Raw genomic sequence first — 25,183 nt, forward strand, 5'->3', positions numbered from 1 at the left:
ATAACTGCACCAGCAGGAAAAATTATTAAAGAATTAGCATTCTATCGAGACGGGCAGAAAATTAAGATCATTGAAGAGGCTGCTGGTCTCCCTACATGGAGTACTCATGGAGTTAATTTTTTAGGTGCACCTGTAATAGTAGAATCGAAAAGTAATGATACGGCGCAAGGATATTTTGCCTGGTACAGATATGCTCCTAACAGTCCAGGAAGAACATTAGATTGGTATCAGGATGGGGCAACTGGTTGTGTAAACCACTCGGGCCGTGATTACACGGAAAACGTAAATGGGTATCTAATGCCTTCAAGTCCGAATTGTGCAGGAGCCGGACTATCACTTAAAGCTAATCGAATAAAACCCTATAAAATTGAAAATAGCTCGACAGAAATTCCTTCAACACTTGTTAATGTTTCTGATATTAAGGCAACTGCGAATGTATTAAGTAATATTGCTATTGATGGTCCTGAAGGAATACCAAGTGGTTTTACCGATCTAACAACAACCCACTATGTTGAAACGAAAGGTATAACATCAGATTATTATGAAGTTTTTTACAAACAAGATCTGAATTACGAATCCGATTATGTAAAGCAATTAGCTTTACCCGGAGCAAAGGTAATGGTTTACTACGCCGCATTCACAGTCAATCTAAAATCAAAAACCTATAAATATCCCGATCATATTGAAATTTCTTATGAGAACGCAACAGGCCCTCCGAACTTGGGCAATATTCATATGGCTTTGCCCTCCTGTGTTGAAGCGGGTAAAGCGGCAACGTTTACTTTCACCTTTTCCAACTCGGGTGGAACGAACGTAACTTCTTCCTTCAACGTAAAAGTACTGATTGACGGATTGACGTTCAAAACGTTTAGTTATTCAGGGTTAGCAGCGTCATCGAGTAAAACTGAAACTTTTACCAAGACATTCGGAGGAACGTCAAGCTATTCGGTAGCTGTCATCATTGATGCCGTAAGCGGAGAGAGCGATACGGCGGATAACAGCAAATCATATTCGGTTACACCCGCTGCTTCTTGCAGTGGAGGCGGCGGAGGGGGAGGCCCTGAGGTTGTAACGGCCAACTTTACCATCGAAAAATCCACGATGCCTTTCGGTCAATCCAATACCTTTTATCCAACGGTTTCCATAACAGGCGGTCAAGATTGCACGCTCCAGACCGTCACATGGACCGTCACGCAAGGAAGTTCAACTTGGTCTGTCACAAATACACAAGCCAGCAACCAAGGCTTTAATGGCCCGCCTTATCCCGGAGGGATCGGAGTAGGAACCGTCTCGGTTATACTCAAGGTTGTAACGTCATGCGGCACCGTCCAAACAATCGGACCGAAGACGTTTACGATTACTACGCCGGCTTCATGCACCCCTTCCAATCAACCGCCGGTATTCAAAGCGGGCTTTGTTAACCACGGGAACAGCGGGGCAGTGAATGCGGTCACAAAAGCGTTTCCCGGCGATTGGCTGGACTTGCAAATCATTTACGATAATCAGTCGGACCCTCCGTATCCGCGGGATGTGGACGGCGATGCCTTTTATTTTACATGGGATTGGGCCAGCGCAGCGGCAAAAGATGCATGGCTAAAAAAATATGTGGACCTATACGGCAGCCCGTACACGCACGATGATCGCTATTCTTTTGGCTTCAGCATGATATTGACGGCAGCTGAGATCGGTATGCATTCCATCGATGTCTATGCGACGGACTATTGCGGCAACACGTCAAAAGTAACGGCTAATGTGGATGTGACGTACCCGAATCCGATACCTGTAATCTCTATTCCGCCCAAAGTCGTAGAGGGCAGAACATTTACTCCGCTCATTAGCGGAGTCTCCAGCTACAGCCCAAAAGGAAATTCAATCGTCAGCTTCGATTGGCACGGCACGTACTCGACTTATTATGCAAGCCCCGGCGATTATACGATTCAATTGGATGTTTGCGATAGTGCCGGATTTTGCTCTTTGGCACCTGCTGTCAAAATTCTCCCCGTGCAGCCCGATTTGCCGCCTATCGTTCAGATCGTGAACCCGGGCACAGGAATGCGCGGAAACCAAATGGTATTTCAGGATACCAGTTACAGCCCGGACGATGATCCGATCGCAGTCCATACGAATAAGATCACCTGTGATACGAACAATGACGGTTCCTATGCAGATGAAACGTCTATAACGGTTTCCAAGGACGCAAGCGGATATATTTTTTATACGCCAACGCGGGTGGGCAAGTGCAAGATGGATATATTTATTCAGGAAGGTTTGGGGTATAAAAAATCCGCTTCGAAGACAGTCTACTTCGAAGTTGACAATGATTCACCGAATGCCACGTTTACGATGGCAGGGGCGTACAATCCTCCGGCACTAAGCTTGCCGACGCCGATCTCTATAGACGCGCTGCTCGGGTATTCGCGAACTTCGTTAGATGGCGATATGACGACCGGTTCCAACTGGTATAAAACAAGCAGCGGAACGCTAAAGAACGCGGCTGTCTACGATGTACCGATTTTGACTAATAACAATGTCCCGTATAACGGAATTGATTTGAGCCAGCCCTACACGGTTGCAAGTTCTGCAAAATTAGAATGGGAATGCTCCAATTTTTGTGCGGATAAAGCATCAAATTACAACGATCCATCCGGCTTGCGCTCAGACAACCACAGCGGAGCGATCCCGTTTTATTCTGTTTCCGGCGCCTATTACGTCAAAAACGTCGATGGTGTTCAGCAATGGGCGGTTTTATCGACGGATACCGATCATTGGAACTTCGGCGATGTTCGCAACCATATTACGCCAAGCAAAATTACAGCCGTGAGTCCTGACTTGTCCAAGTTCGCTTATGTCATAACAGATCAACCGACATATGCACCAACTATCATGGAATCCTGGTTGTATATCCGAAATGGTTCCGATGGCAGTCGCCTGCAAAAAGCTCAGTTGACTTACAGGGAAACCATTGCCGGAACGTACAAGAATCTGATTGTCACATCGGGAGGCAAAGCATACGATTGGGACGGAAATCTCGTTTGGTCGGTCCCTGCCAACGCTTGCAAAGTTACAGCCGGCAATCATGGAGCTTATGCCATAACAAAAGACGGGCAGCTATATTGTGCCGTGGCTACCGGGGGAACCGTTCAATTAACCCAAATCAATCTAAACAATGGCACTTTAACCAAAACTATGACTGTGGGCTCGTTCGCACACGGAAGCAATGATGCCGGCGATTATTGGGACGTTGGGACGTACATACAAGCTCTGAACATCGTCAATGACGGCGGATTGGTACTGCAAGTGCACACGATTTGGCAGTCAAGGGCGTCGGGAGGAGGAGCGCACACCTATTACGATGATCGAGAGTTTTACTATAGCGGTTCGCTTACGTCTACTGCCGGGAAAGAACCTTATTTCACGTCCGGACAGCTGTATAACCCGGCGGCCAACAATCAAAATGGCGAGTTCACCTACGCGTTTAAGTTTTCCGGTGCAACGAAGGCGAACGAGACGGCCGGATTTTCCTTCCGGATGAAAGACCGTTTGAATTTTTATCGGGTTGAAAATGACACGAATACCACCTCGCTCGTCGCTTATGTAAACGGCGTTCGGACGGTCATCAAATCGAAGGCGTTTCCGATCCCGGCGTATACCTTTGCTAACGGCAAAATCAAAGTTTCTGCCGACCATATTAAAGTTTATGTGAACGGGGCATTGATCATCGATGTATACGACCGGGCAATTGCCGAGAACGGCATGTACGGGATTTATGCGACTAAGGCGGGTACGGAGTTTAAAAACGTTACCGTTCTGGACGGACCGGGTACGAAATATTTGGGCAACGTCGTCGTCGTCGGCAATCCGATACAGTACTCGGTAAATTACAACGATCCGGAAGGCGATCCGGCGCGGCCGGAAACGGTGAAATGGACATTTACGAATGAGCAGCCATACAAATATCTTGATGCAGGGGACGGCTACTCGGATGCGCCTCCGGCCAACTCATACGATAATCAGGTCATCGGTTCGCCAAACGCTTCGCTTTATCGCGTCGGGTATTTTAAGGTCGATTATCAAATTGCGGACGACCCGTCGCCGCGGCCTTACACTTATGCGGACGGAACGTTCAGCTCCTACAGCAAATTGTCGGAGCCGTACACACAGTACGTCAAGGCGGTTCGTCTGCCGGTTGCCCTTTTTACGGTGTATGAAAACGCGGACCATACGCTGGGATATACGGATCAAAGCTACGATCCGGACCACTGGCTCAGCACGACAAACGTTCAAGCCGGCTATGAAAATAGCCGCGGTATTTTCGGCCGATTGTGGAAGTATACGGCGCCTGACGGCACTGCGGCCTACGGATTCCCGAGCCGGCCGAATCAAAACGGCACTTACGTCATCAGCGAAGCCGTCATGCAGGAGGATGGGCTTTGGAGCGATTGGTACGATCAAAGCATCAATGTAAGCGTGCCGGTTGCGAACAATCCGCCGGCAGCGGTCCTGACGTTCCCGGACGGAACGCAAGCAAGCCCAAGCTACGTGAACACGCTGACCCCTACGATTACGTGGAATCAGACGGATCCCGATGCGGGCACTGTTTTTGCAGCGTACGAGGTCATCGTCAAGGACGAGGGCGGCAATGTCGCCGCCGCTTCCGGAGTTCAACCGCAAGGGACAACAGCATCAACCGCTCAGTGGACGCTAACGCAAAGCTTGCAGCTCGGTCAAAAATATCAAGCCGCCGTCAGGGTCAATGACGGTCTTGTCTGGTCCGGTTGGTCGAATATCGGCTGGATGGTTACCAATCGTCCGCCGGTGGCGGCGATGACCGTTCCGGATGGAACGCAAGCCAATCCAACGATTGTTAACAGCTTGCGGCCGACGCTGCAGTGGCGGCAGACTGACCCTGATCCGGGGACAACGTTTACGTACTTTCAAATTCAGGTGACGAATGAAGCTAATGACGAGATGATCCTCGATTCCGGCCAGCACTGGCAGGGGACCGTTTCCAATACGGGGACGTGGGCGGTGCCTGCGGATTTGCCGGCCGGCCAAAAGCTGCGTGTTCGCGTTCGTGTTTTTGACGGATATGTCTGGTCCCCGTACTCCGAACAGACCTGGATGTACATCAATCGGCCTCCTGCCGCTGATTTTGACTGGTCGCCGAAGCCCGTATGGGAAGGGGATTGGGTTCATTTTACGAATCTGTCGTCGGATGCCGACGGCGATCCGTTAACTTACGAATGGAAGATTTCGACTCCAAGTGGAGACGTTGCCGTGTTCAGGACACAGCACGCAGCTTATCTTTTTGGCATACCGGGTCCTTACACAGTATCGTTGACGGTTTCCGACGGATATGCGTCGGCTCACGCGGAAAAAATCGTCGCGGCGTCACCGTTAACGATTCAATCGGATGTGACTTATACGGATCGATGGCTCGCCTACCATGAAAGCAAAGGGCACCGAACGACCGAGCATCCGAAGGACTTTTATTCGGGCGAAATATTCGTTGTCTCGACCCGAAGCTCCCCGGCTCCGGTTGCCGAAGCTTTGGCCTGGATTGATACGACAGGGCAGGACGGCCATTCTTTGTATGTATCCGCCAAATTAGCGCCCGATCCGGCCGACCCTGCTTCATTCAGAGGGCAGCTGTTCGATGAAAGATTTCTTTCTCTTACCGCGGGGCTGCCTGAAGGGCTGCAGACGATTCATTTTCAAATCCGTTACATGAACGGAGTCGTGCGAACGGAGGATATTGCCGTCCGTATCATCGGCAGCGCAAACAAAACCGTTGGCGTTCATCGGGTTCAATGAATGAGGGTGTTGACAATTGCATATGGTACGTAGTATTATATATAAATTGATATAAATGAAGTATATAAACACTTCGTACCAAAACCTCATTTACCCCTTTAAAATGTTTAGCGAGATGAAAGCAATTCCCTTCCATGTTTCTTTCTCCTTACGCGCAAGATGCTCATTTACAGGTAAACCCGAGGCAGGCGTTACGGTGTTTCGGCAGGCGTTTGTTAGACAATTCTCACTGGCGCGGTCATCGGAGCCGCAAGGATGGAAGAGAGGCAGGGCTTTCGTTGTTTTGATTCAGACACGCTTCTTATGCAAATTCATGAATATCAACTTTATAAAGAGGCCGTTTCTTTGTCCGGCAGGATGAAGAAGCGGCTTTTATTTGCTATACGGAAGTATGTTTTTGATGCCGGAAATTTCCAAAAAACATTGGGCAAAGAGAACGGTTTCATGTAGAATAATGTCAAAAAGCATAAGGGATTAGGAAGGGGAGTTTTGCAGGTTGGACAGTTTGTTGGCACGCATGGTTTTGTTTTTCTCGGGTCTTATTTTGATTGCGGGAACGGTTCTCGGATTTACGCTGTACCGCTCTTCCGGCAAGTTGGTGGAAAATTCCATGGGACTTCAGGCAAAGGCCGTAGCGGAACGCGCGGCCAAGCTGATCGATGCGGAAGCGTATGCGGGCCTGAGCCTCAAGTCCGGAGCGGAAACGGAATATTATAAAAAGCTGCGTGCGGAGCTTAATGCATTGCGGGAAACGAACGGCTTCAAATATGTATACACGCTCGGAAAAACGGAAAAAGACGGGAAAGCCTCCTACGTTTATATGGTGGACGGGGCTCCGGCCGATGCGAAGGACGGGGATTTTTCGCCTTTGGGGAGCGAAGAGGGGCATGGCTATCCGGGGATGATCAAGGCGTTCGAGGAAGGACAGGTCATGATCGGCGATTTGTCCAGGGATGAGTTCGGAGCGACGATTACCGCCTATGTGCCGTTTAAAGGGAAGGACGGCAAGCTGCTTGGCGTCGTCGGGGCCGATTTGGATGCGACGGAAGTTTACGCATTGATGGATGCTTCCAGGAAGACGATGATCGGCGTCGCGGCGGGCGTTTTTGCCGTCAGCATGCTGGTCGTGTTCGGGCTGGCCCGCTACTTGACGCGGCCGTTAATCAGGCTGACTGCGCAGGTGGCCAAAGTCGGCGAAGGCGATATGACGGTCGAAATCCCAGTGAACTGCAAGGATGAGATCGGAGGGCTGGCGGCGGCTTTCGGGCTTTTGGTATCCGACACGAGGACGGTGATCCGGGGGATTCGCGGCAGCTCGGACAAGCTGCTCGGCGCATCGGTAGGCGTGGCGGATCACGCGCGCCATACGACATCGGCGAGCCATGCGATCGCGGCGAACATCCGGGAGGCGTCGCAAGGCGCGCAGACGCAGGTGCGGCACGCGGCGGAAATGACCAAGGCGATGGAGGAAATGACATCCGGGATGCAGCGCATCGCCGAATCGGCCTCCATCGTCGCGGAAGTGTCGAAGCAGACGACCCGGGATGCGCACCGCGGCAACGCCTCCATCGTCACGGCGGTCAGCCGGATGGAGGCGATCGTGACGACGTCGGCGCACATGGCCGCCGCAACGAAGCATTTGGAAGGACGATCCGGCGAAATCGGCGAGATCGTCTCGATGATGGCGGAGATTGCGTCGCAGACCAATCTCCTGGCGCTGAACGCGGCGATCGAAGCGGCGCGCGCGGGCGAGAACGGCCGCGGCTTCGCTGTCGTGGCCGAGGAGGTGAGGAAGCTTGCGAATCAGTCGCAAGCTTCCTCACAGCGGATCGCCGAGCTGATCGAGGCGATCCTGGAGCAGACGGCCTCGCTGTCTGCCAGCATGGCGGCGAGCTCGGCGGAAGTGCAGGCCGGCCTCGGCATCGTCCGGGACGCCGGCGGCGCGTTCGGCGACATTGTCGCCGGGCTGGAGCGGATGACCGCGCAGCTCCAGGACGTCTCCGCCGCGTCGGAGGAAGTATCGGCCGGCTCCGAAGAAGCGGCCGCGTCCGTCGACGAGCTGGAGCGCATTTCGCGGCACGCGGCACAGCATTTCCGGGAAATCGCGGACTCTTCCGGCTCGCAGCTGGTATCCATGAACGAGGTAAGCCAATCCGCGGATTCGCTCAAAGCGATGTCGGCGGAGCTCAGACAGCTGATCGATCGTTTTAAAGTTTAACGTCTACAGGGACAGGGGGGAGCGGCAAGTATGGGCATTCATCGGTTTGAATTGGCGGCCCGTTGGTCGGGAGGTTTGCATGGCGCCGGAGAGCTTGCTTCGGGCAAGCTGGACACCGCAATTTCCGTACCGGCGGAGCTTGCCGGTCCGGGCGTCGGAAGCAATCCGGAAGAGCTGCTGCTCGGAGCGGCCGCGGCCTGCTATCTCATTTCGCTGGCGGCGCTCGTGCAGCGGCAAGGAATTGAACGGCTTGAGCTTGTATCGGAGCTGTTTGTAGCCGCAAACCCGGCGATGAAGGTCGACAAAATCGTCCACAAACCGGTTATCGCCGTCCCTGCAGGTTTTATGCCGGAGCAGGCGGATAAGCTCCGCAAAGCGGCCGTTCGCGCGGAGCGAACCTGTATGATCAGCAAGGCGCTCAAAGGAAACGTCGACATCGTCGTCGAACCGGAGCTGCATTTCATGTGACCGGTCATATGACTTCATTCACTAGACGCTGGCCCCCCTCATTGGATAGACTGGGATGGAAAGGGGTGCTTTTTCATTTATGTCACAGTCTGCATCAACCCAGGCGCCAAGCATGCGTACTTTTTTTGCCAACCGTTTCGTCCAGGCGATTTTGCTGTCAGGCCTGTTCCTCCAGATCGGCATTTGGGTCCGCAATTTTGCCGTACTGCTTTACGTTACGGATCAAACGGGAAATGATCCTTATGCGGTTTCATTAATCTCCGTCGCCGAATATGCACCGATCTTTTTGTTCTCATTCATCGGCGGAACGTTTGCCGACCGTTGGCGGCCCAAGCTGACGATGGTATGGTGCGATATACTTAGCGCGGTTTCGGTGTTCGTCGTTATGTTCACGCTCGCTTACGGTTCCTGGAAAGCGATTTTCTTTGCAACGCTCGTATCTTCGATTTTGTCGCAATTTTCCCAGCCGTCCGGTATGAAGTTGTTCAAGCTCCATGTGCCGGAATCGCAAATCCAGTTGGGCATGTCCATGTACCAATCGATGTTCGCGATATTTATGATACTCGGTCCGATCTTGGGCACCTTCGTCTACTTCCATTTCGGCATTGAAGTCGGCGTCGGCATTATGGGCGTCTGCTTTCTGATCTCCGCCCTCGTTCTTACTTTTCTGCCGCCGGACCGCCAAACCGAATCTTCCGAAAAGCAGGAGCCTACGCATATTTTCAATGAGATGGCGCAAGGCTTCAGGTACGTGTTCAAGCGCAAAATACTGCTGATGCTTGGCGGATGCTTCGCCGTCGCAGGACTGGGACTCGGACTGATCAGTCCGCTCGGTCTTTACATCGTGACGGAAAATCTGTCCCTGCCCAAAGAGAATCTGCAATGGTTTATTGCGACTAACGGCGTCGCGATGATTATGGGCGGCGCTTTGACGATGGGGTTCAGCAAAAAAATGACGCCCCAGGCGATGCTTGTCGCAGGCATGGTCGTCAGCATCGTTACGATCTCGGTTATGGGCAATACGCATCTGTTATGGCTTGCGCTTGCCGCCCAGTTCTGCTCGGGCTTCGTCATGCCGGCCATTCAAATCGGCATCAGTACGATGATTCTCGGCTACACGGATGAAGCTTTTGTTGGCAGGGTAAATGGCATCCTGAACCCGCTCTTTATGGGAGCGATGGTCATTACGATGAGCTTGGCGGGTTATTTGAAGGCACTGCTTCCGCTTAATTCGATCTATCTGGCTTCCGCAGCTTTATTTGTTATCGGTGTCATCGTGATGCTGCCTTCGTTGAAATACAGGCCTCAATCGCAGAGCGAGGGAAGTCCGGAAGCGCAGACGGCATCTTAAAAAATTGAAAAAACCTCGATCTCGACGGCATCGGCCGTGGAAGATCGAGGTTTTTGTTTTACAGAAAAGGCGCTCCCGCTTCCTGGTAAGCGTCCATCATCTCGCGGGATACGGCAGAGTCGCTCAAAATGCCGGTCGTCTCGCGGACATCGCCGATGACGAACAAGGAGCTGCGGCTGAATTTGGAATGATCGGCCACAAGATACGTTTCCATGGACCTGCGCATCATGCAGCGGTTCGTTTCCGCTTCCAGCTCGTTGTAAATCATCATACCGCGGGACAAGGAAACCCCGTCTACGCCCAGAAACGTTTTGCGGATGCTGAGATTGTCCAGCGTCGCATTAGCCAGCGGGCCGGAGAGCTCGAACGTCTGCGTCCGGATAACGCCGCCTGTAACGATGAGCTGCAGACTGGGCGTGCCGATCAACTCGTATGCGATATTGACCGCATTGGTGATGACGGTCAAGTTTTTGAATTGGTTGAGCTTTTTGGCGATAAACGTCGTCGTCGTGCCGCCGGTCAGCCCGATAATGTCACCGTCCTCGATCAAGCGGACCGCTTTCTCGGCGATTTCTTTTTTCTCCTCGGTATACAGGTCCATTTTTTTAAAAAACGGCACTTCTACCTTCAAGCTTTCCAGTACGGCGCCGCCGAAAGTGCGGATGCACCGTTTCTCCTGTTCGAGAATTTCGAGGTCCCGCCTGGCGGTAGCTTCGGAAACGGCGAACTGCTGCACAATGTCGGTCAGCGCGATGGAGCCTTTATCTTTAATGATCTGCATAATCGCATCCCGGCGAATGTCAGTCTTTCCCATGGGCCCTCCTAAAGAGTAACAGCTTTCCTTAATAGCGGTAACGCTTACTTGTATCTTATCATGCCGATTGATAAAACGTCCATCATCGGATAAGCTGTAGATAGATTGGGAAAGGGGTGTCGGGCATTGAAGTATTCCCTTTGCATCGGAGCGTATCCGGGTAAAGATGCAGTGTATCATTTGGAAAAGGTTAAGGAGCACGGGTTTGACGGTTTGGAGCTGTACCAGTGGTGGGGGCTTGGCGATTTGCAGCGGTTTGCTGCGGAGCAGGAGCGGATCGGCGTGGGCATCATCAGCACCTGCACAAAGGTGTTCAATCTGGTTGATCCGGCTTACAGAGAAGCTTATGTAAGCGCTCTTCGCGAGACGATCGAAGCGTGCCGCCGGCTGAACATCCCGGCGATTATTACCCAGACCGGCAGCGAAAGAGCCGGCGTCCCCAGGGAGCTGCAGCGGGAAGCGATGATTGAGACGCTGAAGCAGTGCGTGCCGCTGCTTGAGGACGCGGGCATCGTGCTGGAAATAGAGCCGCTCAACGGGCTGGTCGATCACGCAGGCCATTATTTGCAGCGCTCCGACGAAGCGGCGGCAGTGATTGACGCCGTGGGCAGCGAGCGGGTCAAGCTGGTGTTCGACGTGTATCACCAACAGATAACGGAGGGCAACGTGATTCGCAACGCGACAGCCTACCGGGAGCGCATTAGCCATTATCATATTGCGGACAATCCGGGACGCAAGCAGCCGGGAACCGGCGAGCTCAATTACGTGAATATTTTGAAAGCGATTCAAGATACAGGGTTCGACGGTTTTGTAGGACTGGAGTGCGGCTACACGATCGATACGGATCAAGCTGTCGAGCAGTTCAAAAACGATATTCTCGCTAGGCTGTAACGGAAAACCGCCCCGGATTGCACGGAATCATGCAATCCGGGGCGGTTTGTTTCACGCTTTTAACGCTTCCTGCGTCAAGTCGATCCATGCGAGCTCCTGCGGGGTTAATACCAGCTGCGCGCCGGCGTTGCACGACAGCATTTCGGCTTCGCTGCGGGGACCGATCAGCGCGCACGCCGGGAACGGCTGGTTCAGCACGTAAGCGAGCGCGATTTGAATCGTAGTAACGCCTTTCTCGGCAGCCAGCTGCTCGGCGCGGTGAAGCCGTTCCCAGTTGGCATCGCTGTAAAATACGCGCACGAGATCGGCATTGTCCCGGATGTCGGGCGTGAACCTGCCGCTGAAAAAGCCCCGCGCTTGCGCAGACCAGGAGAGCAGCGGAAACTGATTCGCCGCATGCCACTGCAAGGTGTGCTCGTCGGCCGACACGCAGCCTGCCCAGAACGGCTCGTTCGCCTTGGCGAGGCTGAGGTTGGGGCTGCTGAAGCTGAAGCCGATCAGACCGTGCTGTGCGGCATATTCGTTGGCTTCCTGAATGCGCTGGTGCGTCCAGTTGGAACCGCCGAATGCGCGGATCGTTCCGGCTTCCACCTGTTCGTTCAGCGCTTCGATAATCGCGCCGACCGGAGTCGCTGGATCGTCGCGGTGCAGAGCGTACAAATCGACGTAAGGGGTGCGCAGCCGCTCCAGGCTCGTCAGCAAATCGCTGCGAATCGCCTCGCGGTTCACGCGCGGGCCGTTCTGGTCATGATGCGCGCCTTTTGTAAAAATATTGATCTGTTCGCGGTTGTTCATCGCGTCCAGCCAAATGCCGAGGGCTTGCTCGCTTTCCCCTCCGCAGTAGATAAAGGCCGTATCGATCGTATTTCCGCCGATCGCCAAATAATGCTCCAAAATTTGACTCACTTCGTCGCCATTGTCCAGCCTGAAAAAATCCGAGCCCATGATGAGCTGGGAGACAGGCTTGTTCAGCCCGTTGATTTGGATATGTTTCATCGCGTTTCCCAACCTTTCCGATTATGAGTGAGAGAGAACGATTCGGCTTCGCTCCCTGGCTGATTGCAGACAAGCATCGATCACTTTCATATTCAGGACCGCATCGGAAGGAGCAAAGCGCTGAGGCTTTTTGCCCCATACCGCATAGGCCATATCGTCGGCTTGGAGCGCGTATTGGTTCAGGAACGGGGCTTTCTCTTCGCGGCGGCCGTCGGCATTCCATACGATGAAATGCCCGCTCTCCTCCGTAGGCGTAATAAAGGCGGACGGAACCTCGATGCGGCCTGTCGTTCCCAGCACTTCCACGGTGTTGCGGAAATTCGCCCACATGCCGCAATCGAACGTCAGCGCGACGCCGCCGCTGAACTCGACGAGCCCGGACATGACCATGTCGACGTCGTCATGCTGCGGCGAGAAAAAGGCGTGAGCTGTAACCGCTTCCGGCTCTCGTCCGAGAATGAGTCTTGCCGCGCTGATCGGATAGCAGCCGACATCGTACAGCGAGCCGCCGCCCATTTGCTTGTCAAAGCGGACGTTCCCTGTGGCTCCGGGGTTGTTGAACGTGAAAGTGCCGTGAATGCCCCGGACCTCGCCGATTTCGCCGGATGCGATAATTTCGCGGATCCGTTCGTAGCGCGGATGGTGCCGGTACATGAACGCTTCGGCGAAATGTACGCCGGCTTTGGCGCAGGCGGCGATCATTTCTTCCGTTTCAGCGGCCGTAAGCGAGGCAGGCTTCTCGCAAAGCACATGCTTGCCGGCTTCGGCGGCGCGAATGGTCCATTCTTTATGCAAATGATTCGGCAGCGGTATGTACACGGCGTCGATATCGGGATCGGCGATGAGCTCTTCGTAACTGCCGTAAGCTTTCGGGATGTTTAAAGACTCGGCGTTTTTTTGCGATTTGTCCAAATCGCGGCTTGCGATCGCAGCTACTTCGCCCGTTTCCGACTGGCGGATGCCCGGAATGCAAGCCCGGATGGCGATGTTGGCGCAGCCCAAAATGCCCCAGCGTAGTTTTGACATGAAAAACAACACTCCATTCTTTTTTTGATAGCGTTATATTGTCATTATAAAAGCAGTTGATTAAAATGAATATAATAATATATTGCATTAGATAGCGTAATATTGTCATCAGGAGGATGTATGTCCAGACATGTGATGCTGCCAACGCTGCAAAACTCGCCATACTTTATTTTTCCCGAATCCGTCGGATGGTACAGAAATGTGCCGAATCATATCGTGGATCGTGCTGAAGGCGCGTGGGCCAGCTACAGCCTGCACTTCGTGACCGCCGGCAAAGGATACGTAGTACTGGACGGTACGGCGCATACGCTGCAAAGGGGCGACGCCTTTTTGTTTTATCCGCTGCAGAAGCAGAACTATTACAGCAGCAAGGAAGACCCGTGGGACGTGCGCTGGGTGCATTTTTACGGGGATCATTTGAAGGAGTTTTTGCTGGAGAAAGGTTTTTTTCGCAATCTTTGGACGTTGAAGCGGTGGAGCGAGCTGGAGGAGGCGATGGATGAACTGCTGCTGGAAGCGGAGGCGAACAGCATTTTGCGGACGACGAAGCTGACTTCGCTCACGTATACGATTCTCGCCGAATTTATGAGCTATGCCGCGCCGCTTACGGGAGCGAATAGAGGAACGGAGTCGATCGACCGGATTTTGGCGCTGCTGTCCGAGATGCAGCAAAAAGCGTGCGAGCCGTTTGTGCTGGAGGAATGGTCGGAGCGTGCGGGAGTCAGTCCGCACTATTTTTGCAAGCTGTTCCGCAAGGCGACTTCGATGACGCCGCTTTCGTTCATTACGCTCTGCCGCATGCAGTACGCGAAGCAGCGGCTGATCGAGCAGGAGCATTGCAGCGTCAAGGATATCGCCAGAGAAGCGGGGTATCCCAGCGCCAGTTATTTTAACCAGCGCTTTCACGAGCATGAGGGGATGACGCCCAGCGAATTTCGAAGTTTGTATCCGAAGCGGCTATGAGCGGAGGCGAGACCGGATCGGCCGGCCGTCCCAAAGCAGTTCCGTCGCCGCTTGGCGGCTCTTGACTTCCGGCTCTTCGAGCAGCAGGAAAAAGTTTTTGGTCGGGAGCTCGCCGAGCCCATGCTTGGCGGACAGCTTGTCCAGGTAAGGCCGCATATTGTCAAGCTGGCCGGACATGTTGCCGCCCTGCTGGGAGAAGGCATAGAGAACGCTGGCGACAGGCGCCCGCTTGACGCGGAACCGCTCTACGGCGCGCAGGAAAAAGTCCCAGTCCCAGTAATGAAACATTTCGGTGTCAAAAGGGCCCAGGGCGTCGATCAACTGCGGGCGGAACAGGCAGCCTGACGAGAAAAAGGTGGAAAACCTGCGCATCGCCGGCACATCGAACTCGTAGGCGAATACGAACCGGCTGGTCGGCCGGCGGATTCCGTCTTCGATTACATAGTCGAAAATCTCGACATCTGTGTATACAAGATCGCAATCCGCGATTTCCTGCAGCATTCGCTCTACGTGAACGGGCAGCAGCACGTCGTCGTCATCGCAAAGCATGATGTAATCGCCGCGCGCTTCCTGCAGCCCGCGGTTACGGGCATGGACGTGCTTGAGATTGCGGGGCATGTTGACAACTTCAATGTGCAGCTCCGGGTACAAGCCTTGAATGAAATCGACCGGCTCCCCGCAGTCGTTGACAACGATGATTTGCAGGTTCGAATAAGTTTGCGCAGATAACGATTCGATCAGTTCAGCCAGCTCCAGGGGCCGGTTGTAAGTTGGTATTATGACGGAAACTAACGGTTCTGCGGACGGCAAAAGCGGAGCACCTCCTGTTAGGGCTTTGGTTGTGAAGCGGTTCAGTTTCATTATAGTCAACGCTTTTGCAATATGCCAGCGAAACCGTGGATAGACAGAGGTTCCATAAGGATCGGCAAGCAGCCTGGCCCAAACGGCCGCAGGCTGTTTGGCATGGATAAGCTGCAGCTTCCTGTTTAGTACTACTAAAAGTTAGTACTTCCGGCAACCCGGACCGGCGGGGTACCCTTGTCTTAAGAACTTCAGAGCAGGGGGGGACCGAACCGTGAAACAGATGCCGAAGCGCGGAGTATGGCTGAACCGGGAAATTCCGTTTAGAGTAAACTGGATGCTGCATGCTGTCATCGTTGTATTTGTCTCAGTATGGACATGGCTGGCCGCGGAGCCTTCCAGCAGGTTTGACTGGTTTTTGGAAAATTTGTTGGTCTGGGCCGCACTGCTGCTGCTCGCAGGCACTTACCGTCGGTTCGTTTTTTCCAATTTGTCCTATGTGTTGATCGCCTTGTTTTTGTTTCTTCATGTGTGGGGCGCCCATTATGCTTATAATGAAACGCTGGCCGGCGCATGGATGAAAGAGTGGTTTCATACGGAACGCAACCACTACGACCGGTTGGTTCATTTTAGCTATGGGCTGCTGCTGGCTTATCCGATTCGGGAAGTGTTGAAAGCGCGGACAGGACTCGGCAAAGAATGGCTGTATACGCTGACTTGTACGATCGTGCTGGCCAGCGGGGCATTTTATGAGTTGATCGAGATGTGGGTGGCGAACATCGTCGCGCCGGAAATCGGGACCTTGTTCCTGGGAACCCAAGGCGACCCGTGGGACGCTCAGCACGATATGGAATTGGCCTTGTACGGCTCGATCGCAGCGATGCTCATTACGGCAATGTGCGGACGAATCGGGCGGAAAATACAGGGCGGATACGATAAGAAACGGCCTAGGCTGTAAAGAAGCATTTATGAGCGATATCGGATATAATGAGTGACAGGTTTGTATGATTGGGACAAAATGGAACAAAGGCTGGGAGGCTGCTTTATGGCAGAATCGAATGAAAACGTGTATAAATGGTACGCGGGCTCCTATACGGATGCCGGCAGCAGGATCGGAATTACGTTGTGTTCGTTTGATGCCGGTACCGGCGAGCTTGGCATTTTGGAGACTTATGACGATTTGCCGAACGCTTCTTTTTTGGCGGTCGATCATCGCCGGTCGAGGCTGTATGCGGTCAGCGAAACGGAAACGTACAACGGCATGTACGGAGGAGCTGCCGCCGCTTACAAGATCGACGTCGGGACCGGCAGGCTGACGAAGCTGAACGAGCAGCCGGCGCATGGCGCGGCGCCGTGCTACGTCAGCGTGGACCGGACGAGCCGGAACGTGTACGTCGCCAACTATTTGGGAGGCAGCGTTACCGTGTTCCCGGTTGCGGAAGACGGCAGCCTGATGGCCCACAGCCAGCTGCACAAGCACGCGGGCGAGCTCGGGCCGAACGCCGAGCGTCAGGAAGCGCCGCACGCCCACTCGATCATAGTGGACTCGGACAACCGCTACGCGATCTCGGCCGACCTGGGCCTCGACAGGCTCGTGATCTCGGCCGTCGACGCGGCAGGGCACAAGCTGGAGCCGCACGGCGAAGCGGCATTGACGCCCGGCGCCGGGCCGCGGCACCTCGTTTTCAGCGCAGACAGCCGTTTCGCGTATGCGGTAAATGAGCTGGATTGCACCGTGACGACGCTGCAATACGATGCGGCAGCGGGCACGCTGATCCCGCTGCAGAGCGTTTCGACATTGCCGGCCGGTTTCTCCGGCAAGAACATATGCGCGGACATCCATCTGTCACCGGATGGCCGCTTTCTTTATGCGTCCAACCGCGGGCATGACAGCATCGCGGTGTTCGCGGTGGACGAGCGGCAGGGCGCGCTGTCGCTCGTCCAGGTGCAGGCGACGCTGGGGCGGACGCCGCGCAATTTTGCTTTGACGCCGCAGGGGGATTACCTGCTCGCGGCGAATCAGGACTCGGACCGCATCACGGTGTTCCGCGTCGATGCGGCAACAGGCCGGCTGACCGATACCGGTCAGTCGCTCGGCATTTCGCACCCGGTATGCATCAAGTTTTTGTAGCGCGCGGATGCGACTCAAACTGTAAAGAACCGTTCAAGTCTTAAACGTGCTCCTCAGAGGCTTTTCTGCATGTAACGAACCGAGACGCCCCTATATTGTGGTAAACCGACTGAAACCGTGGTAACTCGTGGTAGGGAAAAACCTGCGAAAGCGCAGGTTTTTCCTCTGAAAATGGCTTATTTGGACGAAAAGCCTGCAAAAGTACAGGGATTTTCGCTGAAAGTTGAGCCTGAACCCCTATCCCCGCTGAAAAACCTGCACAATTGCAGGAATTGTTCGTGGCCAGCGATCAAGGACGCAAATTCATGTATTTTTGCAGGTTTTCTTCGTGCAGCCAGGCAGTTTCTGGTTATCGCCTCTGACGCGGGGTTTTTGGGCTGCCTGGAAAGTGAGTTTTTTGCTCGTCGATACACTGGCAGCGAAACATTCCTGCAAAAATGCAGGTTTTTCATCGTATACATAGGCTCAGACTAGCATAACCGTCATTTAAAACGCCCAAATGTTATTTTTTTGTAAAAATATCTGTTGCATTTACAACTAATCAGGCGTATGCTGAATTAGTGGCAAGTGCAACTAATCGGTGAAAGGAGGGAACGTATGATTGACGCCAAAAATTCGATACCGCGATGGGTATCGCTGTTGTACCGCTACGGCCAAATGTATATAGGCGATCGCCTGAAAGATTACGACATCGGCAGAGGGCAGCATATTTTTCTCAACGCGCTCTACAAGGAAGACGGCCTGACGCAGGAAGAGATTTCCGATTACTTGAAGATCGACAAAGGTACAACGGCGAAAGCGCTCAAAAAGCTGGAAGAGCAGGGATACATCACCCGGAGCGTCAGCGAAAAGGATAAAAGGTGCAATCATGTCCACCTGACCGAGAAGGCGCTCGGCATTAAGGAAGACGTGCGAAACGTCTTGACGGATTGGAGGGAGAGGTTGACTTTCGGCCTGACGGAAGAAGAGAAGCAGCTCGCTCTTACGATTTTGGAAAAAATGGGGAACAATGCGGCGCGGTTTGCCGCGGAATGTTCGGATTCCCCCGAAAAATCAACATCAAGCTAGCAGGGCAGGTGTTCGCAATGAATATTCGGCTTACCGGGGCTTCGATTATTGACCGGCATTTTCATGCTTTGACTCACCGGAATTACCGTTACTTGTGGCTCGGACAATGCGTTTCGCTGATCGGCACCTGGATGCAAAATATCGGACAGTCGTGGCTCGTGCTGACCTTGACCGGCTCCCCTCTGCTGCTCGGGTTTGTGGGCGCTTTTCAATTCACTCCGATTCTTTTGTTTTCCTTGTTCGCGGGCGTTGTCATCGACAAGTTCCCGAAGAAAAACATTTTGATCGTGACGCAGACGATCTCGATGCTGCTTGCTTTTACGCTGGCGATCCTCGTATTTACCGATACCGTGCGGTACAGCTACATCCTGGTGCTTGCGCTGCTGCTGGGTCTGAACAACACGTTCGATATGCCGACGCGGCAGGCGTTCAACATCGAAATTGTCGGTAAGGAAGATTTGATGAACGCAATCGCCCTGAATTCCACTACGTTTAATATGGCCAGAATCGTCGGCCCTTCGATCGGCGCGGTCATGATGGCTTTCTTCGGGGCGGGCTGGTGTTTTTTGCTCAACGGGCTCAGCTTTCTTGCCGTTTTGTACGGTTTGCTGCAAATTAAGGCGACCCCTTATGTGCGCGAAAAGAAATCAAGCGAAAACGTGCTTAAAGAAATTAAAGACGGTCTCCGCTACATCGCGAAGGACCCGCTGCTGTCGCAGACGCTTCTGCTCGTTACCGTAATCGGAACGCTTGCTTTTAACTTCAATGTGCTCATTCCCGTATTTACGAAAGATGTGCTGCACCTCGGGGAGACGACGTACGGAACTTTGATGTCCTGTCTCGGAGCAGGCTCTTTCATCGGGGCGCTTACGATGTCGCTGCGCAGCAAAAAAGGGCCGCGTCTTACGCTCAGCATTATTTGCAGCATGGTTGTAGCGGGCTGTCTCGTGCTGAACGGGCTCAGCAAATCCGTCGTGTTGTGCGGGATCGCGCTGGCGATGACGGGATTTTTCAATATTTTGTTTTCGACCAACAGCAATTCCGCGCTGCAAATGCATGCCAAAGATGAGTTCAGGGCGCGGGTGATGAGCGTCTATGCCCTCGTATTCGCCGGATCGACGCCTATCGGCAATTTGATCGCAGGGTATGTGGCGGACCGATTCGGCGCGGGCGGCGCGTTTCTTTGCTGCGGCATTTTGAGCGCGGTGCTGAGCTTGGTAATTATTTTGAAATACCGCGGAAAAAGCGGCGTCCAGCCGCTGATTGAGGAAGCGAAGCACGCCTAGAAGAAGCTGCAAGCAAGCCTGCTGGCGTTTTCAGACTGAACGGGCAAGAGAAGCGGTCAATAAGTTTTTTGCGACCGATCCATTTTTTGGGTTGTCAAATTTGTCCGAATCCTCTACAATAGGCTGTAGATTCATGTCGGAAACGGAGGAAAGACCATGTTTGATTTTTTGAAGAAAATGTTTCAACCATCGAAGCAGGAACCTGCGGCGGCGGATGATTACAGAACGATGGAAATCGACGTTGTCATTAAATGTTTCGTTTCGGACAAGGAGAAGCCTTTTCGCGTCATCTTTAAGGTGGAAAAGCAGGGCTCGTTTTTTACGAAGGACATCTTCGTGAAACATGCGGATGCGAACACGCAATTTGAGCTGGTGAACAATTTTTCCACACTTGGCATGAATCCCGAGGAACTGCGCAAATACGGGGCGACCGACCATGCGGAGTACGGCTTTGCGACGATCGAAGAAGCGAGGAAAGTCAAGGATACGACCGTGGAATACGTCAGGTTCCTTTTGCGCGAGCACAAGCACGAAACAATGGCGAAAATCTCATAAAATAGATAGCAAAAAGGAGTCGGCGCTAGTTCGCCGGCTCCTTCGCTTTTTTACAAATTGAGGGGCTCCGCATTTCTTTGCAATATTTCTTTTAAACGGTGCTGCCGCAGCTTCGTGATGGGAGCGTACTTGGAATCCGCGCCTTTCATTTCGAAAAATACTTTGCCTTCCTGAACGACGGCGATTTTTTTAATATTCACGTAACAGTCTGTGTTCGCTTTGAAAAATGCGGCGTTCCCGATCAGCGCGCTGAGCTGCTCGGTGGACATGCGTTTTTTTATGTTATAGTTTTTGCCGTGAAAGCTGACGAGACCGTGTTCTCCGACGCGGAAAAACATAATATCTTTTTCCAGAACAAAGTCTTCATAACTGTTTCTTGAACTGAGCGCTACATTCATGTGTATTCCCCCTCATTTTAATGTGAACGACTCAAATGTTAACGCTTTCATTTTAGCACATTTTTCAGTAATGTAAAAGGGCTTTTCACCTAATATAAAAGCCCTCCGTGAGGAAGGCTTTGTCGTTTTACGAAACTGCTTATGCCGAAAATCGCTTCAGCACATTCCGTGCGATCCAGACGCCTGCTGCGCCTGCTTGGGCCAATCCCCGCGTAATTCCTGCGCCGTCCCCTCCGCAAAATAAACCTTGAATCTCGGTCTCGAATTCCTCGCTTAATCGCGGACGCGCCGAGTAAAATTTCGCCTCGACGCCATAGAACAGCGTATGCTCCGCGGCGATGCCGGGCGTGACCTTTTCCAGCGCATGAATCATTTCGATCAGGCTTTTCATGGTGTTGTAGGGCAGCACCAGCCCCAGGTCGCCGGGAACGGCCTCCTTGAGAGTCGGCTCGAGGAAGCCTTCGCGGATGCGATCGACGGTCGATCTGCGGCCGCGCAGGATGTCGCCGAACTTTTGCACGATGACACCGCCGCCGGACAAATCGTTGGCACGCTTGCAAATTTCCCGGGCGTACTCGTTCGGCTTATCGAACGGCTCGGTAAATTTGTGCGAGACGAGCAGCGCGAAGTTCGTATTGCCCGACCCGAGCGCCGGATCTTTGAACGAGTGGCCGTTAGCGGCCATGACGCCGCTGTGATTTTCGACGACGACGTGACCGGACGGGTTGCTGCAAAACGTGCGGACGCGCGTACCGACGGACGTGTTGAAAATAAATTTGCCCTCGTACAAATGCTCGTTGATTTCGCGCATGACGACATCGGAAGTTTCGACGCGCACGCCGACGTCGACCTGATTGTTGTGCATGCTCAGGCGGCGCTGCTTGAACACCTGCGTCAGCCAGGCGGAACCGTCTCTGCCCGGGGCGAGCATGACGTGGCTGCCGTGTATTTCCGTACCGTCTTTCAGGCGAATGCCCCGGACTTCGTGCTTGCTGCCGCTTTTGACCGTAATGATGTCTTCCACTTCGGTTTTGAACTGCATGTCGATGCGCGGTTTCAAATATTCATAAATGGACTGCAGGATGAGCAAATTCTGCTCGGTGCCGAGATGCCGGACCTGTGCGCGCAGCAGCTTGAGCCCTGCGGCATAGGAGCGCTGCTCGATGTTTCTGACGGCCTCGGTCGTCGGATCCGTAATGCCCGGCGCCGCACCGTGCTGCAAATTGATCCCGTCGACGTAATGGATGAGCTCCAGCACCTGGGACGGAGCCAAATAATCGGTCATCCACCCGCCGAACTCGGTGGTGATGTTGAATTTGCCGTCGCTGTAAGCGCCGGCGCCGCCGAATCCTGCCGTAATGGAGCAGGCCGGCAGGCAGCCGGAGAAATCTTTTTTCCCCGCCGGGGGCGGGCACAGCTTGATTTTATTTTCCAAAATCGGGCAGCTGCGGCGGTAAATATCGTGGCCTTTGTCCACGAGCAGCACTCTTGCCCCGGGCTTGCGAAGGGTCATCTCGTAGCAGGCAAAAATTCCGGCCGGGCCTGCGCCGACCGCAATGAAATCATATTCGCTCATGTTCAGTCTCCTTTGTGCGTTATGCCCCGCTGGGCTAATTGAACACAAAAAATCCCAGCCACCCGGGTATGCGAAAGCAGTACCCGATCGTAGCTAGGAAGTTATGGCTCCCTCTAGAGACCCTCAAGCCGATTCTTAAGGATATACGAACGTTATTTGAAGTGATGACTGTTATTTCGTTTCATAAATATCATAATACGTATGATTGAAATGTGTCAATAAAAGAATGTTCGTAAATTAGCGGAAAAATGCACGAAAGAAAACCACTCTGTCATCGCCCCCCCCCAGCGGGAGCCTATGAACAGAGTGGTTGGCATGCCGCTACAGTTTGACCCAAGCAACCAGGCCATCCGGCTGGTCGGGGTTGATGCCTTGCCGCTCGGCGCTGCTCAAGGCAACGATTTGCGGGATGAAAATGAAAGGAATGCCCTGCGCCGCAATGTCGAGCTCGCTCTCGGAAACGACGGCCAGATCGACGTGCTCGGCCGGGATCGCTTCGGCGCGGTCGGCGAAGGCGATGATCCGCGCGCCTCTGGCTTTAATATCGCGCATCAGGTTGCGCTGATGCTCCGTGCCTTCGCCGGACAGCGCCGCGATGACGAGCGTATCTGCGCCGATCGTCACCATCGGGCCGTGGCGCACGTCCAGCAGATGGAAGGAGCGAGCCTGCACGTTGGCGATTTCCGTCAGGGCGATTGCGCCTTCGGAAGCAAGCCCTTGCAGTTCGCCGTCGGCGAGCACGACGGCATTCGTCCAGGCGAAGCCGGCCGCTTGGCGTATTCCGCTTTCTACGCGGGCCATATAAGCTTCGCCCTGCTCGATCGCCTTCCCGATGTCGGCGATCAGCTTCTCGTCGCCGCCTATGAAGGCCGCCAGCAGCAGGTTCGCAGCGTACAGGTTCGTCACGGTTCTCGTCTGGCAGACGCTGTTGTCGAACGCCCAAGGCAGCTCAAGCGACAGGTCGGCTATTTTCGACAACGGAGAATCCGTTACGCAGGACAGCGCGATAACGGGAATGCGTTGGCCGGTTTGAATCAAGCGGACGGCTTCCACCACCTCTGTGGTGGAGCCGGAGCGCGATGGCGCGACCAGCAGCGTGCTCGCGATAAGCGGGCGGTAGCGATCCAGGTTCAGCAGCAGGTCGCCTCCGGCAAGTGCGCTGGCCGGCAAGCCTGCGCGCAGCCGCACGGAGAAAGCGGCGGACTCGCTCAGGCAGTAGCTGGAGCCGCACCCGACGAAGGTGACCGATGCGGCGGACCCGGCGCGGGCGAACGCTGTGATTTGTTCTCTTTTGGACAGCAAGTAGTCGTAGGTTTGCCGCAAGGCGGAGTACTGCGCAACAATTTCGTTATAAGTCAAGCTCATAAATGATGACCTCCCGAATATGAAGATGTATCGTAAACATAGTTTAAAGCATAGATATGATTTTTTCAATCAAAAAATGATTTTTATGATCAATATATGGAATTTGAAAATCTATAATTAGTGATTATTGTCGAATATCGATTAATTTTGATCAAAAAAAGATTGAAAAAATCATTTAATGGGATTATCATAATCACAAAGATGAAATAAAAAATCAAATGAAACAGCATATGCGCGGCCGGATGTCCGGATGGCGGGTGCGTGCTCGGCCATGTGGTCGACCGACCGCCGCCATGCATCGGAACACCGTGCGCCGCTGGCTGCCGGTTTCATTAGTAGTGAACAAAGCGATACAAGATTGCCTGACTTTTGCCGGAGACCGCAGCTTACGAAGACGGGACTCCGTACTGTTCGGCGGGAGCCGCCTGATGCGGATTTGCTCCAAACGAAGCTTTTTAGGAGGAAGATGCTTGTGAAGTATGCGGCAGGGGTTGACGTTGGCGGTACGAATATCGTCTGCGGCTTGCTGGACGAGAGGGGCCGGATACTGATCAAACGCAAATTTGCGACAGCTCCCGAGAAAGGCCCGGCTTCCATTCTGGAAACAATTGCCGGACAAATTGAAGACATGCGAGAGGAAGCCGAAATTGCCGCAGACGAGTTGGTTGCCGCCGGGCTGGGCATCCCTGGCTTGGTCGACCCGGAAGCGGGAGTGAGCCGCAGAGCGGTCAATTTGCGCTGGGAGCAGGTTTCCGTTGCCGCGGAGATGCAGCGCTTGTTAAGAAGGCCTGTTTTTATCGACAATGACGTGCGCATGTACGCTTATGGCGAAGCGGTTGCCGGCGCAGGGCGCGGCTATCGTTACGTGTACGGCATTACGATCGGCACAGGGTTGGCCGCCGCGCTCGTGCAGTGCGGCGAGCCGTATAGCGGCCACCGCTTTATGGCCGGAGAGATCGGGCATGTCAAAGCGGAGGGCGGACATGCGATGTGCAATTGCGGCAGGATCGGCTGTCTGGAGACGATCGTATCGGCAACGGGCATCGCCCGTCAAGCCAGAGAACGGCTGGCCAAAGGGGAGCAGAGCATCCTGTTGGCCCGGTTCCCGGACCTTGCCGCGATTCGGGCTGTCGACGTTTCGCGCGCCGGCGCCGAAGGAGACGCCCTTTCGCTGGACGTTCTCGCGCATACCGGAAAAACGCTCGGCCGCGCCCTTTCGTCGGTCGTGCCGCTTTTGTCACCGGATGCGATCGTGATCGGCGGCGGGGGTGCTTTGGCGGCCGGCCTGCTCATAGAGCCGATGAAGCGCGAACTGGACGGCGCATTGCTTCATGACTACCGCGGCCAGTATGCCGTCAAAACCGCCGAATTGAACGACGATGCGGGCCTTGTCGGCAGCGCGCTCCGGGCGCTGCACCGCGGCGGTTGGCCGAAGTCAACGATGATTACAAACCATTAGGGA

20 protein-coding genes and 1 riboswitch are annotated in these 25,183 nt (G+C 53.8%); of the genes, 13 read left to right on the top strand and 7 right to left on the bottom strand.

Features of this window, described 5'->3' with window-relative positions:
- The first annotated feature begins 618 nt into the window (after positions 1 to 618).
- The 5 genes from AC6RNO_RS24520 to AC6RNO_RS24540 all read left to right on the top strand — a co-directional run bounded on the left by AC6RNO_RS24520 (position 619) and on the right by AC6RNO_RS24540 (position 9,851).
- Positions 619 to 5,814, top strand: a complete 5,196-nt coding sequence (locus AC6RNO_RS24520) for a glycoside hydrolase family 78 protein (protein WP_497107083.1) — start codon at positions 619 to 621, stop codon at positions 5,812 to 5,814.
- A 255-nt stretch (positions 5,815 to 6,069) separates the two neighbouring features.
- Positions 6,070 to 6,264 (top strand): hypothetical protein, encoded by a 195-nt coding sequence (locus AC6RNO_RS24525; RefSeq protein ID WP_474680326.1) that lies wholly within the window; start codon positions 6,070 to 6,072, stop codon positions 6,262 to 6,264.
- A gap of 46 nt (positions 6,265 to 6,310) precedes the next feature.
- The gene (locus AC6RNO_RS24530) at positions 6,311 to 8,032 is read left to right on the top strand and encodes a methyl-accepting chemotaxis protein (protein ID WP_497107084.1); all 1,722 of its coding nucleotides are present in this window, start codon (positions 6,311 to 6,313) and stop codon (positions 8,030 to 8,032) included.
- A gap of 30 nt (positions 8,033 to 8,062) precedes the next feature.
- Complete coding sequence (locus AC6RNO_RS24535; RefSeq protein WP_474680324.1) at positions 8,063 to 8,500, top strand: OsmC family protein; 438 nt, start codon at positions 8,063 to 8,065, stop codon at positions 8,498 to 8,500.
- A 112-nt stretch (positions 8,501 to 8,612) separates the two neighbouring features.
- Positions 8,613 to 9,851: an MFS transporter gene (locus tag AC6RNO_RS24540; RefSeq protein ID WP_497107085.1), complete on the top strand. Its 1,239-nt coding sequence runs from the start codon at positions 8,613 to 8,615 to the stop codon at positions 9,849 to 9,851.
- Between the two features lie 58 nt (positions 9,852 to 9,909).
- Here the strand turns inward: AC6RNO_RS24540 and AC6RNO_RS24545 are convergent, their stop codons facing one another.
- Entirely contained in the window at positions 9,910 to 10,665 is a 756-nt protein-coding gene (locus AC6RNO_RS24545; protein WP_474680322.1) for a DeoR/GlpR family DNA-binding transcription regulator, read from the bottom strand.
- 126 nt (positions 10,666 to 10,791) lie between these two features.
- On the opposite strand from AC6RNO_RS24545, the gene AC6RNO_RS24550 reads away from it, so the two are divergent.
- The gene (locus tag AC6RNO_RS24550; protein ID WP_497107086.1) at positions 10,792 to 11,556 is read left to right on the top strand and encodes a TIM barrel protein; all 765 of its coding nucleotides are present in this window, start codon (positions 10,792 to 10,794) and stop codon (positions 11,554 to 11,556) included.
- Between the two features lie 51 nt (positions 11,557 to 11,607).
- Here AC6RNO_RS24550 and AC6RNO_RS24555 read toward each other — a convergent pair whose 3' ends face one another.
- Both AC6RNO_RS24555 and AC6RNO_RS24560 read right to left on the bottom strand, forming a co-directional pair.
- The gene (locus tag AC6RNO_RS24555) at positions 11,608 to 12,552 is read right to left on the bottom strand and encodes an aldo/keto reductase (RefSeq protein WP_497107087.1); all 945 of its coding nucleotides are present in this window, start codon (positions 12,550 to 12,552) and stop codon (positions 11,608 to 11,610) included.
- A 21-nt stretch (positions 12,553 to 12,573) separates the two neighbouring features.
- Positions 12,574 to 13,578 (bottom strand): Gfo/Idh/MocA family protein, encoded by a 1,005-nt coding sequence (locus AC6RNO_RS24560; protein WP_497107088.1) that lies wholly within the window; start codon positions 13,576 to 13,578, stop codon positions 12,574 to 12,576.
- A gap of 120 nt (positions 13,579 to 13,698) precedes the next feature.
- On the opposite strand from AC6RNO_RS24560, the gene AC6RNO_RS24565 reads away from it, so the two are divergent.
- Positions 13,699 to 14,541 carry a helix-turn-helix transcriptional regulator gene (locus AC6RNO_RS24565; protein ID WP_474680318.1) on the top strand — a complete coding sequence of 281 codons (843 nt, stop codon included), beginning with the start codon at positions 13,699 to 13,701 and terminating at the stop codon, positions 14,539 to 14,541.
- Here AC6RNO_RS24565 and AC6RNO_RS24570 read toward each other — a convergent pair.
- Positions 14,536 to 15,351: a glycosyltransferase gene (locus tag AC6RNO_RS24570; RefSeq protein WP_497107089.1), complete on the bottom strand. Its 816-nt coding sequence runs from the start codon at positions 15,349 to 15,351 to the stop codon at positions 14,536 to 14,538. The genes AC6RNO_RS24565 and AC6RNO_RS24570 overlap by 6 nt on opposite strands.
- A 274-nt stretch (positions 15,352 to 15,625) precedes the next feature.
- Between AC6RNO_RS24570 and AC6RNO_RS24575 the strand changes: the two genes are divergently transcribed.
- The 5 genes from AC6RNO_RS24575 to AC6RNO_RS24595 all read left to right on the top strand — a co-directional run bounded on the left by AC6RNO_RS24575 (position 15,626) and on the right by AC6RNO_RS24595 (position 20,382).
- Positions 15,626 to 16,300 carry a DUF2238 domain-containing protein gene (locus tag AC6RNO_RS24575; protein WP_497107116.1) on the top strand — a complete coding sequence of 225 codons (675 nt, stop codon included), beginning with the start codon at positions 15,626 to 15,628 and terminating at the stop codon, positions 16,298 to 16,300.
- An 87-nt stretch (positions 16,301 to 16,387) separates the two neighbouring features.
- Complete coding sequence (locus AC6RNO_RS24580; RefSeq protein WP_497107090.1) at positions 16,388 to 17,473, top strand: beta-propeller fold lactonase family protein; 1,086 nt, start codon at positions 16,388 to 16,390, stop codon at positions 17,471 to 17,473.
- 597 nt (positions 17,474 to 18,070) lie between these two features.
- The gene (locus AC6RNO_RS24585; RefSeq protein WP_474680314.1) at positions 18,071 to 18,541 is read left to right on the top strand and encodes a MarR family winged helix-turn-helix transcriptional regulator; all 471 of its coding nucleotides are present in this window, start codon (positions 18,071 to 18,073) and stop codon (positions 18,539 to 18,541) included.
- 17 nt (positions 18,542 to 18,558) lie between these two features.
- Entirely contained in the window at positions 18,559 to 19,827 is a 1,269-nt protein-coding gene (locus AC6RNO_RS24590) for an MFS transporter (RefSeq protein WP_474680313.1), read from the top strand.
- Positions 19,828 to 19,983: 156 nt separating this feature from the next.
- Positions 19,984 to 20,382, top strand: a complete 399-nt coding sequence (locus AC6RNO_RS24595) for a hypothetical protein (RefSeq protein ID WP_474680312.1) — start codon at positions 19,984 to 19,986, stop codon at positions 20,380 to 20,382.
- 50 nt (positions 20,383 to 20,432) lie between these two features.
- Here the strand turns inward: AC6RNO_RS24595 and AC6RNO_RS24600 are convergent, their stop codons facing one another.
- From AC6RNO_RS24600 to AC6RNO_RS24610, 3 genes are all read right to left on the bottom strand, one after another.
- Complete coding sequence (locus tag AC6RNO_RS24600; RefSeq protein ID WP_488434536.1) at positions 20,433 to 20,780, bottom strand: LytTR family transcriptional regulator DNA-binding domain-containing protein; 348 nt, start codon at positions 20,778 to 20,780, stop codon at positions 20,433 to 20,435.
- A gap of 139 nt (positions 20,781 to 20,919) precedes the next feature.
- Positions 20,920 to 22,356, bottom strand: a complete 1,437-nt coding sequence (locus AC6RNO_RS24605; RefSeq protein WP_488434535.1) for an NAD(P)/FAD-dependent oxidoreductase — start codon at positions 22,354 to 22,356, stop codon at positions 20,920 to 20,922.
- A 70-nt stretch (positions 22,357 to 22,426) separates the two neighbouring features.
- A riboswitch (purine riboswitch) is annotated at positions 22,427 to 22,525 on the bottom strand.
- Positions 22,526 to 22,677: 152 nt separating this feature from the next.
- Positions 22,678 to 23,721 (bottom strand): SIS domain-containing protein, encoded by a 1,044-nt coding sequence (locus tag AC6RNO_RS24610; RefSeq protein ID WP_474680309.1) that lies wholly within the window; start codon positions 23,719 to 23,721, stop codon positions 22,678 to 22,680.
- Positions 23,722 to 24,193: 472 nt separating this feature from the next.
- Between AC6RNO_RS24610 and AC6RNO_RS24615 the strand changes: the two genes are divergently transcribed.
- The gene (locus AC6RNO_RS24615; RefSeq protein ID WP_488434534.1) at positions 24,194 to 25,180 is read left to right on the top strand and encodes an ROK family protein; all 987 of its coding nucleotides are present in this window, start codon (positions 24,194 to 24,196) and stop codon (positions 25,178 to 25,180) included.
- Positions 25,181 to 25,183: the final 3 nt, after the last annotated feature.

It is taken from the genome of Paenibacillus sp. sgz302190 (assembly GCF_059820445.1).